This window comes from Microcoleus sp. N3A4 (assembly GCF_036701805.1).
Classification (GTDB): Bacteria; Cyanobacteriota; Cyanobacteriia; order Cyanobacteriales; family Microcoleaceae; genus Microcoleus.
Window position 1 is genome coordinate 1 of the sequence record NZ_JAUBRJ010000043.1, and the last position, 15,722, is coordinate 15,722.

At 46.0% G+C, this 15,722-nt stretch carries 18 protein-coding genes and 1 pseudogene; 7 read left to right on the top strand and 12 right to left on the bottom strand.

The window, feature by feature from the left end; genetic code table 11:
* A partial coding sequence (locus tag QUA56_RS22540; RefSeq protein ID WP_333361802.1) for a transposase family protein occupies positions 1-237 on the bottom strand: 237 nt, incomplete at its 3' end.
* Between the two features lie 472 nt (positions 238-709).
* Here QUA56_RS22540 and QUA56_RS22545 point away from each other — a divergent pair.
* Positions 710-850 (top strand): hypothetical protein, encoded by a 141-nt coding sequence (locus QUA56_RS22545; protein WP_333361805.1) that lies wholly within the window; start codon positions 710-712, stop codon positions 848-850.
* 301 nt (positions 851-1,151) lie between these two features.
* On the opposite strand, the gene QUA56_RS22550 is transcribed toward QUA56_RS22545, so the two are convergent.
* From QUA56_RS22550 to QUA56_RS22585, 8 genes and pseudogenes are all read right to left on the bottom strand, one after another.
* Positions 1,152-1,397, bottom strand: a complete 246-nt coding sequence (locus QUA56_RS22550; protein ID WP_333361808.1) for a CopG family transcriptional regulator — start codon at positions 1,395-1,397, stop codon at positions 1,152-1,154.
* Positions 1,394-1,984 (bottom strand): ParA family protein, encoded by a 591-nt coding sequence (locus QUA56_RS22555; RefSeq protein WP_333361810.1) that lies wholly within the window; start codon positions 1,982-1,984, stop codon positions 1,394-1,396. The genes QUA56_RS22550 and QUA56_RS22555 overlap by 4 nt, the downstream gene beginning before the upstream one ends.
* A gap of 232 nt (positions 1,985-2,216) precedes the next feature.
* Positions 2,217-2,696, bottom strand: a complete 480-nt coding sequence (locus QUA56_RS22560) for a nuclear transport factor 2 family protein (protein WP_333361813.1) — start codon at positions 2,694-2,696, stop codon at positions 2,217-2,219.
* Between the two features lie 174 nt (positions 2,697-2,870).
* A pseudogene (locus QUA56_RS22565) lies at positions 2,871-3,416 on the bottom strand (SDR family oxidoreductase); the annotation flags it as partial.
* Positions 3,417-3,455: 39 nt separating this feature from the next.
* Positions 3,456-4,436, bottom strand: coding sequence for a reverse transcriptase domain-containing protein (locus QUA56_RS22570; protein WP_333361816.1), 981 nt, complete (start codon positions 4,434-4,436; stop codon positions 3,456-3,458).
* A complete protein-coding gene (locus tag QUA56_RS22575; protein ID WP_333361819.1) occupies positions 4,405-5,034 on the bottom strand; it encodes a reverse transcriptase N-terminal domain-containing protein in 630 nt (209 codons plus the stop codon). Before QUA56_RS22575 ends, QUA56_RS22570 begins: the two co-directional genes overlap by 32 nt.
* Positions 5,035-5,540: 506 nt before the next feature.
* Positions 5,541-5,756 carry an SDR family NAD(P)-dependent oxidoreductase gene (locus QUA56_RS22580; protein ID WP_333361822.1) on the bottom strand — a complete coding sequence of 72 codons (216 nt, stop codon included), beginning with the start codon at positions 5,754-5,756 and terminating at the stop codon, positions 5,541-5,543.
* The gene (locus QUA56_RS22585; protein WP_333361825.1) at positions 5,710-5,985 is read right to left on the bottom strand and encodes a hypothetical protein; all 276 of its coding nucleotides are present in this window, start codon (positions 5,983-5,985) and stop codon (positions 5,710-5,712) included. The genes QUA56_RS22580 and QUA56_RS22585 overlap by 47 nt, the downstream gene beginning before the upstream one ends.
* A gap of 280 nt (positions 5,986-6,265) precedes the next feature.
* Here QUA56_RS22585 and QUA56_RS22590 point away from each other — a divergent pair, with 280 nt between their 5' ends.
* The gene (locus QUA56_RS22590) at positions 6,266-6,397 is read left to right on the top strand and encodes a hypothetical protein (RefSeq protein WP_333361828.1); all 132 of its coding nucleotides are present in this window, start codon (positions 6,266-6,268) and stop codon (positions 6,395-6,397) included.
* An 18-nt stretch (positions 6,398-6,415) separates the two neighbouring features.
* Here the strand turns inward: QUA56_RS22590 and bla are convergent, their stop codons facing one another.
* Positions 6,416-7,381 (bottom strand): class A beta-lactamase, subclass A2, encoded by a 966-nt coding sequence (gene bla / locus QUA56_RS22595; protein ID WP_333361832.1) that lies wholly within the window; start codon positions 7,379-7,381, stop codon positions 6,416-6,418.
* A gap of 159 nt (positions 7,382-7,540) precedes the next feature.
* On the bottom strand, positions 7,541-8,389 hold the full coding sequence (locus tag QUA56_RS22600; protein WP_333361835.1) for an arylamine N-acetyltransferase: 849 nt from the start codon (positions 8,387-8,389) through the stop codon (positions 7,541-7,543).
* Positions 8,390-8,962: 573 nt separating this feature from the next.
* Between QUA56_RS22600 and QUA56_RS22605 the strand changes: the two genes are divergently transcribed.
* Positions 8,963-9,223 (top strand): hypothetical protein, encoded by a 261-nt coding sequence (locus QUA56_RS22605; protein ID WP_333180633.1) that lies wholly within the window; start codon positions 8,963-8,965, stop codon positions 9,221-9,223.
* A 136-nt stretch (positions 9,224-9,359) separates the two neighbouring features.
* On the opposite strand, the gene QUA56_RS22610 is transcribed toward QUA56_RS22605, so the two are convergent.
* On the bottom strand, positions 9,360-9,830 hold the full coding sequence (locus QUA56_RS22610) for a GNAT family N-acetyltransferase (RefSeq protein ID WP_333361839.1): 471 nt from the start codon (positions 9,828-9,830) through the stop codon (positions 9,360-9,362).
* Between the two features lie 198 nt (positions 9,831-10,028).
* Between QUA56_RS22610 and QUA56_RS22615 the strand changes: the two genes are divergently transcribed.
* The 4 genes from QUA56_RS22615 to QUA56_RS22630 all read left to right on the top strand — a co-directional run bounded on the left by QUA56_RS22615 (position 10,029) and on the right by QUA56_RS22630 (position 15,674).
* Entirely contained in the window at positions 10,029-10,664 is a 636-nt protein-coding gene (locus tag QUA56_RS22615) for a tyrosine-type recombinase/integrase (protein ID WP_333361843.1), read from the top strand.
* A gap of 283 nt (positions 10,665-10,947) precedes the next feature.
* A complete protein-coding gene (locus QUA56_RS22620) occupies positions 10,948-12,210 on the top strand; it encodes a hypothetical protein (RefSeq protein ID WP_333361847.1) in 1,263 nt (420 codons plus the stop codon).
* A 240-nt stretch (positions 12,211-12,450) separates the two neighbouring features.
* Positions 12,451-13,455 carry a squalene/phytoene synthase family protein gene (locus QUA56_RS22625; RefSeq protein WP_333361849.1) on the top strand — a complete coding sequence of 335 codons (1,005 nt, stop codon included), beginning with the start codon at positions 12,451-12,453 and terminating at the stop codon, positions 13,453-13,455.
* 77 nt (positions 13,456-13,532) lie between these two features.
* Complete coding sequence (locus QUA56_RS22630) at positions 13,533-15,674, top strand: NAD(P)-binding protein (RefSeq protein WP_333361852.1); 2,142 nt, start codon at positions 13,533-13,535, stop codon at positions 15,672-15,674.
* The last annotated feature ends 48 nt before the right edge of the window (positions 15,675-15,722 follow it).

Below are 15,722 nucleotides of genomic sequence, written 5' to 3' on the forward strand. Positions count from 1 at the left end.
CTTACAGTAGTATTGGCGACGAGGAATTTCCAATTCGATTAACTGACCTGAAATCGATAAATCTCGAATCAAGATTGGACGAATCTGATGGAGTTCATCTGTGGACTTTTGACAGTGAGGACAAGTAGCATAAGCTGTCAAAAAATTAACTTTTAGAATTGTTTTTGTATCATTTTTAATACATCTTTCAATCGTAATGTCTGGCAAATTGAGTAATCCATCAAGATGAAAATCCATTAGCTTAGCCTCTAGCATAAAGTTCCTATATTATACAGTTTCCACCGCCAACCCAGAAGACCCAGGTTTGCGGTCAATATTATTTAATAGTTGAAGATGGGTAACTCGGAAAACAAACCGGAGAATATTGTTGAATAAATTCAAAGAATTGGCAACAGAACAATCATGTTGCCGGAATTGTCATGTCTAATTTAGGGAAAATTAGTTGAGATATTGCCGAAGGAATATATTAGGAAATATCTGTAAATTCAAATTTATTATACCTCGCCCAAATCGCAAAATAATGATACTAAAATTAGAAAAGGTAGGCACAGATATTTTTCCTAAAGTGAATGTATGAAAATCCTTAGTCATCAAAGCCAGAACTGCGGAATGTGGGTTATACTACCACGAGAGTGACAAAAGAGGGTTAAACGCAACCAGACCGTAATTATGCAGCAGAGACCGGATAAAATGGGGGTAGAGCCGAACAGTGGCGTGCGGTCGGGGCTCCGTTTTGGCGATCGCCCCCCGCTGCCACAATTTCTTCAGAGTCTGCCGCCCTCATTCTCACGTCAATGCCAAGCTTACCAGCAGCCCGACACTAAACCGACTGAATGCAGCAACCGCCTAACACTACGGGATTCTGTGCGTTGAGCTATCTAGATGTTCAAACATTCAAATGTCTGAACATTCAAGCATCTAAGCTGATGGCTTTCCCGTTGGGGTCGAACTTTTCGATCGCTCGACTGAAAACAGAGATGAGTTGTGGGTTCTGATTAGCCTGGGTTGTCGCGATCGAACACCATAATCCCCAACAGGTAGATTGTTAGTGCGGAAGGCTCAAAAGGAATCTGGAATTGCAGGGCGAGACAGTTTCGAGTTTTTACAGGGGGAGTCAACTCAAATGTTCAAACATTTAAACATCCAAATGTTTAGATGTCTTGGTCGGCATCGAACTGCTGGAGGTATTGAGCGACGGACTTTTCAACGAGTTCGCTCATTTCCCGACCCGACTGCGCTGCTGCGGATTTGAGCTGGCGGTGCAGTTGTTTTGGCAGGTAAACGGTAGTGCGGACGAAGTTGGGGTCTTTGCTTTTGGACAGCGCGGTGCTGGGGGAAAGGTCGGGTTCCCCGGGCTTGAGTTTCTTGGCTTTCAGCAAATCGTCAAAGCGGCTCACGGAAGTATCTCCTTGCCGACAGCGGCGTAGCAACCCCAAGCAGCTTTGGCGTAGGAGTCTTTGATATCGCTGACGGGAACCCCGGCGAGGGCAGCTTTTTGAAATACCGCCAGCCTTCTCACGTCAGCCTTGAAGATGGGCAATCCCGCTTTTTCGATGGTTGCCCTGGATTCAGCTCCCACTTTACTCGGAGCGGGCGGGATGACCGTAAGCAAAATGCGGTAATTGGATTGCAGAGAATACAGAGCCTCGACCATTTGCAGCATAGCGCTCAGGGCCATAGCATCGGGAGAGCTGGGCAGTATCAGCAAGTCGCACCCTTCTGCTAGAGTTTTCAGGTCTTCTGGGGTAGGTCGAGCCGGCGTGTCGATGACGATGTGCTCGTAATCCCTGGCATACCGCACGCCTTGCTTTTCATCGACCACTTTGAACGGCAGGGAACCGCGAGCAGCCCAATCTAAAGCACTGCGGTTGAGGTCGCCATCTACCAACAAAGCGGGTGCTTTGGTCTGCAAGTAAGCCGCTAAGTGCAGCGCTGTAGTTGTCTTTCCGACTCCGCCCTTGAACGAGGCGACTGTCACGATCATAGGTAAGCCTGCTGAGTTCATCAACTAGATTTTACAGTTTAAACATCTGAATGTCTAGATGATTGAATGTTTAGATGATTGAATTCTCGAAAAGCCATCCATATTTTCTAGGCTCAGGAGTGCAGCCAGAGCAATCGCATCCTTTTCTCAAATCTTCAGTAGGTTTGCGCTTTTTTAGAAGTAGCCCGTCTCTATTCAGTACCGTTAGAATTATTGACCTTGCTCCGGTTCCTCAAAGATTGAGATCGGACAATCCGGGATGCTCCTCGGGACGATGACCCAATATCCAGTGGTATTTGCGATCGCTCTGGTGAATTGGCAGGTCGTTAATGCTGGCAATACGCGACCGCATAAATCCGTGTTCGTCGAACTCCCAATTTTCATTACCGTAGGAACGGAACCAGTTGCCGGCATCATCATGCCATTCGTAAGCGAACCGGACAGCAATTCGGTTATCCCCAAAAGTCCAAAGCTCCTTGATAAGACGGTAGTCCAATTCTTTAAGCCATTTACGTGTCAAGAACTGTACGATCGCATCACGACCGGATAGAAATTCACAGCGGTTGCGCCAAACGCTATCCGGCGTGTAAGCGAGCGATACTCGTTCTGGGTTACGAGTGTTCCAAGCATCTTCTGCGATTCGGACTTTTTGGATGGCGGATTCATTATCAAAAGGCGGCAGCGGCAGTCGAGGATTTTCGGGGTTGTTCATAGTGCGGCAGCGTAAAATAAATAGCATTTCAAGTGTTTCTACGAGCTAATTTCCACCTAAAAGGAGCGCTTTACTCTGGTTTATTTCTCCCTCCCTCATTGAGTATTTTGAGTTGAGTCCAAAGTGGACGGTACATAGCCCATTTGGAAGATTACCGGCTACTTTTAGGGCGCTTCAAATCTGTGCCATACCGCCATCGACGAACAGCTCGATGCCGTTAACAAAGCTGCTGTCGTCACAAGCGAGAAAGACAACGGCTTTGGCAATTTCATCGGGCGTCCCTACTCTTCCCAGGGGGATGGTGGCGGCTTGGCTATCTACGAATTCCTGCACCTGCTCATCGCTCAGTCCCAAGCGATCGTAACCAGGAGTAGGAACTACGCCAGGGCTAATGGCGTTAACTCGGATCTGGCGCTCTTTGAGGTCGAGCGTCCAATTGCGGGCAAACGAGCGCACGGCAGCTTTGGTAGCGCTGTAAACGCTGAAAGCAGGAGTGCCCACGGTAGAAGCAGTCGAGGCATTCAGAATGATGGAAGCGCCCGGCGGTAACAGAGGCAGTGCCTTCTGCACGGTGAACAGCACGCCTTTAACGTTGGTGTTGAACGTTTTGTCAAAGTGTTCTTCGGTGATTGCTCCGAGCGGGGCGATTTCTCCACCGCCAGCATTGGCGAAGACCACATCGAGGCGACCTTGCTCTTGTTTAATCGTGGCGAACAGGCGATCGAGGTCTGCTAGATTAGGTTGAGTCGATGGGAGGTATTATCCTCCGCACCTCTCAGTTAGATCCGGACGTGCTGGTTTCCCCGCATCCGGCTCCCGATGTTCTTGGCTTGCGCCTTTGCTCATGTGGAAATAATCGTGGCAACTTTCGTGAACCGCTAGAAGGTTGTTTATTTTCCAATTACTATGGCAGCCATCTACATGATGTAGATGCACCTTTTCATCGCCTAGCATTTTTAGACCACATTTCCCACATTTATGGTTTTGCCGTTTTAAAGCTTTAGAGGTTTCGCCGTTATAGAGCTTGCTGTTACGCTCACTCCAGTAGGCTATATCTCCGTCGTAGGGAGATTTCTCTCCTTTGACATTGACAAATTTGTTTTCGGAGTAAGGAACCGTCGGGAATGCTTTATCAAGCAGTTTCTTGCTGGTGTAGCGAGATTGTTTCGATTCCTTATTGAATACCTTGAAGGCTCTATTTTGGATAAACCACAGTGATAACCGTGACCCTTCCAACTTACAGTAGCGGTGGTAATTTCTCCAGCCTCTAACTACAGGGGCTAATTTCTCAGCTTTGACCGTAGCACCATAATTCGAGTTGTTGACGATGTGTTTTACCTTCTGACGGAACGCTTTAAAATTGTCCGCTGATGGAACGCATCTAAATTTCCCGTTGTTTTGCACTTTAAAATGCCAACCGAGGAAGTCAAATCCATCTGTCGTAGCTGTTAGCTTAGTTTTCTTTTCACTAACTTTCATGCCTCGTTCTGCCAGAAATTCGCTGACTTTATCAAGTATTGCCTCTGCGTCATCTTTGGGCTTCAGAATTATTACCATGTCGTCCGCATAACGGACTGATTGATGTATTTCCTCAATCCCATTGAGAGCAATATTGGCTAGTAATGGACTGACCACGCCTCCTTGCGGAGTTCCTTGTTCGGGAAACTCTGGATTGACTCCTGATTTTAGACAGCGGAATATTCCGGTCTTAATGCCTTTTGGGGCGATGAGTCGTTCCATTATGCTCGCGCGTGCTTATCCTGTCAAAGCATTTTTCGATATCGAGCTCGATAACCCGTTTCTCTATTCCATTGCAGTAAGAGCGTAGATTGTTGAACAGAATTTTTTGTGCGTCGTGCGCCGACCTTCCTGTTCTAAATCCATAACTCGTAGAGTGGAAAGTTGCTTCGTGCGCTGGCTCTAGCGCGTATTTTGCGAGGCATTGCCACGCTCTATCGGCGATAGTAGGTATCTTGAGGAGGCGGGTACTCCCATCCTTTTTTGGGATTGGTATTGAACGTAACTTCTGATGTTTCCAGTTGTTACTTTTTGCTCTGAGTTCTTCACCCAGAGCAAACCTTTCGTCAAATGTGAGTGAAGCTTTCCCGTCGATTCCCGCAGTCTTTTTGCCAGCGTTTAGTTGAGTTACTTGACGTATCGCCAACATTCTTGCAGCCCGAGATTTCAGAATTAGCTTTTGAAGGGACTTCGCTTTCGGCTTGTCTCCAACCTGAATCGCTTTAAACACTCGTTTTTGTAGGCGAAATAAGTCCCTTTGGAATTTCTTCCAAGGTAACGTCTTCCAAGATTCACTAACATTGCTGCTGTGTCTAATCATACTCTGCTCTAACTTATGTTTTCTGAACACCTCAGACCAATTACGGTCTGTCCTACCCGAACTAAGGGGATTCCGCTGCTCGTCTAGCCTACTTGGGGTTCGACTTCCCCTTGACCCTCAGTCCGTTTTTATTCGTTCCCTCGGTTAGATTGTTTGTTCCGTTAGGTGGAGCCACTTTAACTACTGAATCCCCTAGACTCTTGCCGATATTTGTCTAATAATTCGGCGGGAATAAGCTTCAATGGAGTCGGGATTAATGGTCTGTGACCCGCTCGAGCGTAAGTTACTTTTATAGGCTCTATTTTCACCATCGGAACTCCCCATTAACGCCAGTGTCACCTCACATTAGATGTCTGGTTGCGTCCTGTTCCCAGCTTCACTCTCCAAGAATCGAGCTTGGTCGGTGTGGGCAGATAGGGAGTCATACCTGAGTCTGGCAGAAGGGACTTGCACCCTTATCAAACCGAGAGTTCAGCCTTGTGGCTGGAAACGCTATGTACGGGCTTTCACCGTGATTCACGTTTCAACGAATCGCACGAGACATCGCTCTGAACACCAGTGACTTTTTCACCAATCTCTTTCACGGCGGCATCGAGTTCAGTTTGACGGCGACCCGTGATAAAAACATACGCTCCTTCGGCGACAAAGCGCTTGGCAGTGGCAAGACCGATGCCGCTAGTGCCGCCGGTGACAAGAGCGACTTTTCCTTCTAGTTTTTTCATTTTGGATAAGTCCTGTGGTATTGCACTTGCTGCTTACAACGCCTGAAAACAGCATATTTAATCCTTCGGTCATCGTGGGATGAGCCAAAACTCCATCGCGCAGAACGATGTGCGGCATCTGAGCTTGCATCACCATCTGCACCGTCAAAATCACTTCACTCGCTTCATGACACAAGAGCGAACATTTGAGAATCCGACCTGTTTCAGTATCCACGATCGCGTTCATCATTCCATCGGTTTGACCCTCTGTTTGGGCTCCCGTAATGTCTGCGGCATCCAGCTTGCTACTCGGATGGCATAATAATACCTTTATTGCTGTGTTCTGGTTTCGGTCAGACCTACATGAGCCAGTTCTGGATCGATGAAAAGACCGGATGGAACCATCCATCAAGTTCGCTTTGAAAATCCGATAATCATCGAGTACCGCATGGGTGCATTACGGCCCCCATTGATATCGCCTAACCCCCAGATATTCGGTACATTCGTCTCCCGGCAATCGTTGACAATGAATGGCACGCGCATCGGTTGCCACACCCTCCGCCATCGACGGTAACGCGCAAATGCGAACATTGAAGTTCCATTGGACGATCGGCATCTGGAATCTGATGTTTAGCTGCACTGCCAGAGCAATCGACCCTTAACACCTTCGCCTTCAGCAACTATTTGCTCCATTCGTCCCATGCTGCTTTCGCCACTTTTGCGATGACTTCCTCGCGTACCGCATCGTTTGCTCTAGAGTCTGAAACAAAAACGGAGATCGCCATATGCCGTCCGTTCGGGAGCGTTACGAGTCCAATATCGTTGGTTGCAGCCGTCACTCCATTTACAGTAGATGAAGTACCCGTTTTGTGGGCGACAACCGTCCCATCAGGCAACAATCCTTTAATGCGCTTTGGGCCTGTAGTTGTCTCTGTCATCAATTGCAGCAATAAAGCTTGACTGGATTTTGAGAGCCCTTTTCCCTCGTGAAAGGCGCGCAACAAAACGACGGCGGCATCAGGTGTCGCATAGTTGCGGTATTTCACTGCTGTGCCTTGCGCCAGCTCCTTCTCCGTGTGAGCAACAACGATATCGTTTACGCCAAGACCGCGCAAATACTCAGTGACAACCCTCGGTTCGCCGAGGAGTTTTAAGAGCACGTCACAAGACGTACCGTCACTTTCAGAAACCATGTACTTCAATAGTTCAGACAGACTGAATTCCATTCCCTGCGATGAATCGTCGAGAATCCGACTACCCTGAAGGACATCGCTGGCTTCTACACGAATTTTCTGGTCTAGCTTCAGTTTTCCTCGGTCTACTTGAGCCAGAACAGCCATTGCAATAGGAAACTTGTAAACGCTTTGCATCGGAAATTGCTGATTTCCATTCAGAGTGACTGACTCTCCGGTTTCTAGCACTGCGGCTGTAACTCCAACGCGCCCTAGAGCCGCCTGAGAGATTTGTTCGATCCGATCTCGCAATTCGTTTGTGCGATCGGTGTTGGATATTGTGATACCGCTCGGTGGAGTTGTCTCGTTGTTGGGGGTGTCTTCTCTATTGCTGGAGTTAACGCTCGTGCAACCAAGAGTCAGTAATAACAAGCAAAATGTGTAAAGCCAAGCTTTTTTTATTGCTGGAATCATGTCAATAGTTCTCGGTTAGGGTTAAGCCGTATTAAGGATAGAAAAAGTTAAGGGTGAGGTTTTAAGGGGTACAGCCTCGACTCTACCTCTCGGCTTTACCCCTAATAGATTAACGAGGAATGGTATGTTACATTGATTAACCATTAACCGAGAGAATCGTTAGGTCATCGCACGCGAGCGCTCAATTAATTGTTGTAACATCCGATCGAGCTCGGCGATCGCTCCCAAGTTGAGACAAAAAACATTCTCAAGGGTAGCGCGTAACTCTGCAACCGTTGAAAGGACGCGATGTTCTGTTCGACCGTCCAAATAATGCACCGTAAACCGATTATTCCACAAGGCGTAACGACAATTTGAATCCGGTTTTGCCGCCATCAAGTTAGTAACAAAAATCGAGTTGGGATGAGTTGAAACGTACCAATTACTCACCTCATAATCGGGTAATTCTTGCTCCTGAAGGTCGAATTTGTAAAGGGATTTCCACTCCTGCTTGATATATGCTTGCATAATGTAGCTGCGATCCGTTGCGCTCAATCGAAATGGTTCGTGGGATGTAGGTTGTTCAATATCCGGTGTCAAAGCAAGCGGCGCGGTAAGCGTTAATCCTCCGAATCCCACATCTGCAATGTACGGCTCTCCATCAATATTGACCAACAGCACCATATGACTGCGAGGTGCGATCGTCCCGGACGGCAAATTCCACAGCACGCGAGCTGCCAAATTCTTTACCTGAAAGCCAAGAGCCAGCAAAACATCCCGCAACAGTGAATTTTGCTCAAAACAATAGCCGCCCCGTCCCTGGTTGATGAGTTTTTGTTGCAAGGATGCTAAATCCAGCTTCACAGGTTGTTTCAAAAGTGAATTGAGGTTTTCAAAGGCGATCGTTTGGGAATGTCGCTGATGAATTGCCTGTAACGCTGTCAGCCTGGGCGAGCAGTCACCGCTATAGCCAATTCGTTGAAAATAGGCATCAAGGTCGATCTCAGTCAGTCGCTGTTGCAATTGCATATTTTATGATCAGAGTCAATGCTGAGTTTATTAATGGGGAATAATTAATCATTACGCATCCAACGTTCCTTCATGTTTAGCATCGGAGAAATCTATGATTTCGATCGCTCCTTCACGTCGAATCATCCGCTTCCCGCCGATCGCTCCTTTCATCCCATCAAGTAAATCGGTAATGTCTCTTTGGTCGGGGCCGCGATTATCGCATACACCATCAAGGTATTTAAATTTTTGTGTCTGCTGAGTTTCTGCACTTTTCTTACATTCCCCTCTGTTGCGTCCAGTGCAGCCGCATCAGACACTGTGTCTGATGCGGTGAGGGAACATCTGCTTTTGGCGTTGCTTAATCAGGGTATGAAAAAAATAACTTGAAAATCCCGAAGTTTTATGGATACTGGTTTCTCTGACTTGCATATTGAGCCCTTCATACCCTAAATCAGCAACGCCCTTTACCTTTCGCTTCAAATCAATTCTACAGTTTCACGCTTGCATCGCCCGCTGTCTCGGGCTATACCTGTGCTGACATAAGGCATCTCCTTTGCTAATCTCAAAGTTAGTTCTTTACCGCAATTGCTCATGGGTAGCCAATCTACAGCCAAAACTATCTTTCTGGTCGCCTCTATGGTGGGCTGGCTTATCGTTGGTGCATCTTTGATGTATCTTTTTCCGGTCGTCGCAGATTGGTTAATATCCTCCGATCGCACCCATCTATGGATGCAGACCCTCAGCCGTAGCGGTTACAATCCTATGCTGGCTTGGGTAGGAGGAGGCATCACTCTGGTTGTTACCGTGTCGGGGTATATCCTCTGGCATCAGAGGTTTGAAGGCAAGATTTAGAGCGATGGTCACAGATCGATTTTGGAGCGATCGAGTTAGTGTTAGAGCAAGCAAAGGTTTTCACCGAGTTTGAAGTAGAGACAAATCGTTCCTAATATTACACAGGAAAACCAAAACCAAAGTAGCGAAGGGGTAATTAATTTGATTTCTCTCCTAAATCCAGAGAAATCCCAAAAGCTGCATTTTCGATGTTCTCCTGTGAAGGCGGAAGTATTTCAAATCCATGCTTTTTGTACCATTTGACGAGGGTAGGATTATTGTTGATGTCTTCTTGAGTTAGAGAACCGCAGATTCGCTTAATTCCCCGCTGACGAGCTTTCTTTATCGCAAACTGCAACAGGTGAGTTCCCAGCCCCCGGCGGCGGTAATCGATTGGCTTGGGTTCAACTACCCATCTCAAAAGAGCTGCCCCTAAGTGTTCTGGAGCGTGAATGACATCGCTGTGAATAATGATATCGTTTATCACCAATTTATCGGGTGGATACAAAACGCATTGAAGACTATCAACTGTGCTGTTGCGGTACAAGAGTTTGGCAATAAAATATGAGTCTCCGTCCCCGTTTACTTGCAGGCGGTATTCTCGTCCCTGGCTATCGCGAACAATCATTCGAGCGCTGTTTTCCAATGAACTTTCCAACATCATTTATTTTTAGAATACCCGATAGCGATTGTCGCTCACCGAATCTACGATGACCCTTATTTCCCTTGGCACCTCTGGCTACCGCATTAAGAAATACCCCCGAACGATGCAGTAATGCAGTATTTGCGGCAAACTCTCTGGTGTCAGGTCGGGTATACACCAAGCATGAAAATAGAGGGACACGGGCAGGCCAAGATACTCGCGCAAGATGAAATCGAACTGTTATTCAACGACGGTTTGCAGACAGATCGCGATCGCACCTTGTTTGGAGTTTGCCTCTACACCGCCTGCCGCATTGCCGAAGCGTGCAGCTTGAAAGTCATCGACGTTTTCACCCCGGCGGGCGTCATCCGCTCCGAAATGATTATCCGCAAAGGTAACACCAAAGGCAAGCTCGGCACCCGCACTATCCCGATCATTCAAGAGTTGAGGCTGCTGTTGGAAACCTACTCGCATCCCGAGCACCCCTACCTGTTTCCCAGCCGCCACCTCAACCACCGCTGGAAGCACGCAAACCCGGAAGCCGCCTCTCATCTATTCCAAGAAGCCTGCGAAAAAGTTGGCATCACCGGCGCTTCCACCCACAGCCTCAGAAGGTCAGCACTCACGAGCGATGAGCAACGCCGGGATTCCGCTGCGGATTATTCAAGAAATCAGCGGCCACCGCAACGCCAGAACAGTTGCAGCGCTACGAAAGAGCTTGGGCCAGAACAAGTCAGAGGAGGGATCTCTTCACTTTCCATGCTTTCTAACACTGGAAAACGCTCGTTACCCCGTTGGCAGCGGTCTCCTAGTTTATGACGATCGCCCCCAACCGCCGCAATCGCTCCATCTGCGCCTACCAGTGCAATAATGCAGCAAGTTTGACCGACTCGGCTGTCGGGTCAGATATACACCACATGGATCACCCCAACGGTCACATAAAGTATAGGTGGGTTGTGAGCTCGATTTGCTTTCTCGAGCGATCGAGAAAGAGTTTGTGATTGAGAAAATTGGCGTTAATTGAGATCGAACCGATCGGTATTTGTGATATGACTGAAATAAAAGAAGTTTGCAAGCTAACTCACGATGAGGTTATGAAGGAATGAATGTTAACAGCGCCGCTCAACTTCTGCAAACAGGCTTTCGCACAGCACTAGGAGCAAGCAGCGCGATCGCGGAACTGCTCCATAACCCGCAAAAATTAGCAGACATCCTCGCCAAACCGCCAGGCTCGCCAGAACAACTACTCCAAGACCTTGCTGCCAGAGGCGAAAGCATAGAACAAGAAGCACATAAATTTGGTGAGACATTTTTATCGGGCGGCAGTAACCCTTCAAAACCTCCGCAATACATTGAACGAGCTAACGAGCAATGTTTTCTACAACCCTACGATATCAAAGGCACAAACCTTTATGGATTTGTGTTAGAAGGTTCTTTGCCTCAACTCCAGAATTTGTGCGACAAATACCTCAATAATTTAACCAGCGGACAAATCGAGTACCGCCCTGCCACACACTATATCCTACTAACCTTTGGAAGTATAGATTCCCTGGCTTCTAGAGAAAAGCCCGATCGCGACAGAGGTTACATCGACGAGCAGGAAGTTGTGATTTGGATCTTGACTGCGGTCGGTCAACAACGTGGCTCCATCTTTCAAATAGACCGCTTTGCTTGGTTCGTACCCTACATATTCGTCAGCAATTCACCAGCTTTAGCTTCAGGTCGGGAGGTTTACGGCATCCCGAAAGAGATTGCAAGCTTCAACATTCCCTCCATAGATCGGTTACAAGACCCCTTCAGTTTGCACACTTATACGTGGAAAACTTTAACTGCTCAAACAGAAGCAAAATGGGAACAGCTAATTAAAGTATCGCAGAAAAATGGAGGCAGCGAAAGCCAGCCATCTAAAATATGGACTAGCTATTCAGAAGCAGTTGCAGAAATCGCCCAACTATTTTTCGGTAGCGACAGCATCATGAAAATTCCGGGCTTAAGCCTGCCGCTTAACCTGCTTGAATACCTGCTGCAATATCGGCTAAATGCAGAAATTCCTGTAGTCATGCTCAAGCAGTTTCGCGATGAAAAAGACGGCAAACAAGCTTGCTATCAAGCGATCGTAGAAATTCCCATGAAAGTGTCCAAATATCACGCAGGGCGGCTCCTAAGTTTCGGTTCTACTGGTGGTTCTCAATTTGAGGTCACAATCTACAATTTTGCCAGCCACCCCATTGTCACAGAATTGGGCTTGCAAAAAGGCAAGCCAGAGCCAGAACAACCAGTAAACATACAGCCGAATCTGGCTTTCTGGCTCAACTTTGATTTCACAGTCGAAAATGGTACTGCGGTTTGGAAAGCGCATTCTTAGGTTAGGCTTTTTCTTTCTGACTCAATTTGTATAGGGGCAGAAATTTTGATGACTTTTTGTAATCATAAATACTTGCCATCTCTCTTGTTGTAGGATACATTATTTACCAGGATTTACGACGCACTGAGGTCTCTGGGAGGCAAAGGCTCTTCAGGACTCAATATCTCAATACAATCAGGGGCACGAAGCATGATAACGTTTTATCTTTTGCACCAACAGAAGAAATACCTTGAAGAGTTCATGAATAAAGTTTCTCGCTCTTTTGCATTGGTAACTCCTTGTTTTGAAGAACCGTTAGATGCTTTTATGACTACGGCCTATCTGATTTTTCGCGTTGCTGACAACATTGAGGATTGCCAACAGTCCTTTAGCTGGCAGCAGGCTCGTTTTGATGAATTTCAGCAACTGCTAAAGGAACCAGCTTTTGCCTCCAATATTTTATCTAGCTGGTCGTCCGAAAATTGGCCGGGACTCGATGCCGACCAAAAGCAATTAATGAATCTGGAAAATGGACTAATGTTATGGCAAATTTATGCACTAATACCAAACGATGCTAAAGCAATTATTCATTGCTGGGCTTCTGCAATGGTTGAGGGAATGAAACAAGTGCTAGATCGCCAACAGGCTCCTGTTATGCTAACGCGCAATGGGATCAGTCTCCCAGCCCAAGAAAACGATTACAATCGTTATTGCTATTTTGTAGCTGGCATAGTTGGTCATATGGGGACAGAGTTAGCTATCAACCATTACCAATTCAACTTAGATGTTGCAGCTTGCCTTCTAGCAGGTTGTGAAACCTGCGGCGAAGCATTGCAAAAAACAAACATTATCAAGGATTTTCCTGAAGATTTGGCTAACGGTATATGCTATTTACCTGATGTATGGATACAAGAAGTCGATGATTCACCACTCTTCCTGAAGGGGGCTCCCAAGAGTTGGACGCAAAAAGTTCTTACAAATGTGATGGTTGAGCTAAATAAGTCGGTCGGTTATATAATGAACATTCCCTATGAAGCTGTGGGCTATCGCTTGGCTAGCTTAATGTGCCTACTTCCTGCTTACCAGACGCTATTGTTTGCAGCGCAGCAACATGATAAATTATTCACAGCAGATCATTCCGTGAAAATCTCTCGCAGTTGCTTCTCGCAGTGTATTGAAGATGCTAAGTCAATGGTGCGTGATAATGATGCACTACTAAAATACAGTCAGGAATTGCAAAAATCTGTAGAATATGCGTTCAAATGAAAAATAGGATTTGAACAGGTTTTGGATGCAGCTAAATTAAAAGATTGATGCACTACTTTTGCAGGGAAAAAGAAATCATGGCTGAAACTATGAAAAAAAAGAAAATCGCAATTTTAGGAGGGGGTATGGCTTCTCTTACAGCAGCTTTTGAACTGACAAGTCAACCTGATTGGAAGGAAAAATATGAGATTATACTCTATCAAATGGGGTGGCGTCTGGGTGGCAAAGGTGCGAGCGGACGCAATATGAATGCCCAAGCTCGAATTGAGGAACATGGCCTACATATCTTGATGGGAGTTTACGAAAATACCTTTCGAGTTATGCGTCAGTGCTATCAAGAATTAGGACGGAGTGAAGACATCCCACTTGCTACCTGGCAGAACGCTTTCAAGCCACACAATTTCATTGCATTTCCTGAATATATCAACAAACAGTGGGTACTTTGGCCCTACGACTTCCCAACAAATAATTTACTGCCCGGAGAAAGTGATAGATTGCCCTCTGTTTGGGAGTCTGTTTGCTTGCTCGTCGAGTTTATGGTCGAGCAATTTAAGAGTTCATCCTACTTATTTAGCACTCAGTCTGAAGGCGAAGAATTATTTGATTTTACAGGGATTCCAGAGTCGATAAAATCTCTACTGAAAGAGATGAATATTCACTTAGAAATTCCTAATGTTCCTTATGAAATTGGTTTATTATATATTGCTAAAGAATTAGTTAAGGAATTGCCGCAAGATCCTAAAACGCACCGAGCTATACAACACCATGCTCTGCTTTGGTGTCTGGGTCAATTCAGAAATTGGCTTTTCCGAATTGTTGAGGAAATAATAGAAGCGCACCACAAGTTTCGTCGCCTGTGGATACTTGTAGATTTAGCATACACCATCATCCAGGGTGTAATTGTGGACGGTATTATTTTTGATGGCTTTAATGCTATTGATGACTATGATGTCCGGGAGTGGTTGAGTAAACATGGGGCTTCTGAACTTAGCGTCAATTCGGCACCAGTGCAGGGTCTTTACGACCTTGTCTTTAGTTACGAGAACGGTAATGTCAATCAACCAAATTTAGCGGCTGGAGCTGCGCTTCGTTGCTTTCTACGCATGACTCTTACCTATAAGGGTGCGTTTTTTTGGAAAATGCAATCTGGTATGGGAGATACAATCTTCGCACCACTTTACGAGGTACTCAAGCAACGGGGTGTTAAGTTTAAGTTTTTCCATCGTGTCAAAAATCTGAAGCTTTCTGAGGACAAAAAGACTATTAAAACGATCCAAATTAGTCGCCAAGTTACGCTTAAAAACAATGTTTACGAACCGCTTGTTGATGTTAACAAACTACCCTGTTGGCCGAGTTCTCCTCTCTACGATCAGCTTGTTGAAGGGGAAGAACTTAAATTCAGGAAAATTAATCTAGAATCGGCCTGGATGTCGTGGGACGATGTGGAGGATATCGAGCTCAATGTAGGAGAAGATTTTGATTCTGTGGTTCTGGGAATTTCTCTAGGAGCACTAAAATATATTTGCCAAGAGCTAATAGAAGCTCGCAAAGAATGGCAGGAGATGGTAGAGAAGGTCAAGACTGTTCAAACCCAGGCACTTCAGCTCTGGCTAAAGCCTAGCTTACCAGAATTGGGCTGGATGATGCCTAATCCTGTTATAGATGCTTATGCACATCCCTTTAACACTTGGGCTGATATGAGCCATCTCAATGTCTCTGAGGGTTGGTCTTCAGAACATTATCCAGGTAGTATTGCTTATTTTTGTGGCCCTTTGGAAGAGAGCGAGGAAATTCCAGCCTTTGTAGATAATTCGTTTCCTGACCAAGAAATGAATCGGGTCAAAGAAACGGCTCTTAAGTGGTTTCAGCAAAATATTGCGATTTTATGGCCTAAAATAACCCTACCAAAAAGTTCAGATATTCTGAATTGGAACTTACTTGTTGACTCAAAAAATGGTAATGGTTTAGAACGATTTAATTCTCAGTTTTGGCGGGCAAATATTGAGCCTTCTGAGCGTTATGTCATGTCTCTCAAAGGAAGTACAAAATATCGCCTAAAACCTGACGCATCAGGCTTTAATAATCTTTACTTAGCTGGTGACTGGACACTTAATGGGATTAATATTAGCAGTCTTGAAGCAACTGTTACTTCAGGTATGCAGGCATCTAGGGTAATTTCTGGATTTCCTCAAAAAATTGTGGGTGAATCAGATTTTTAAATTTTGACTGGTAAAATGAAGAATCAGAATTAGATATAGGTAATACCT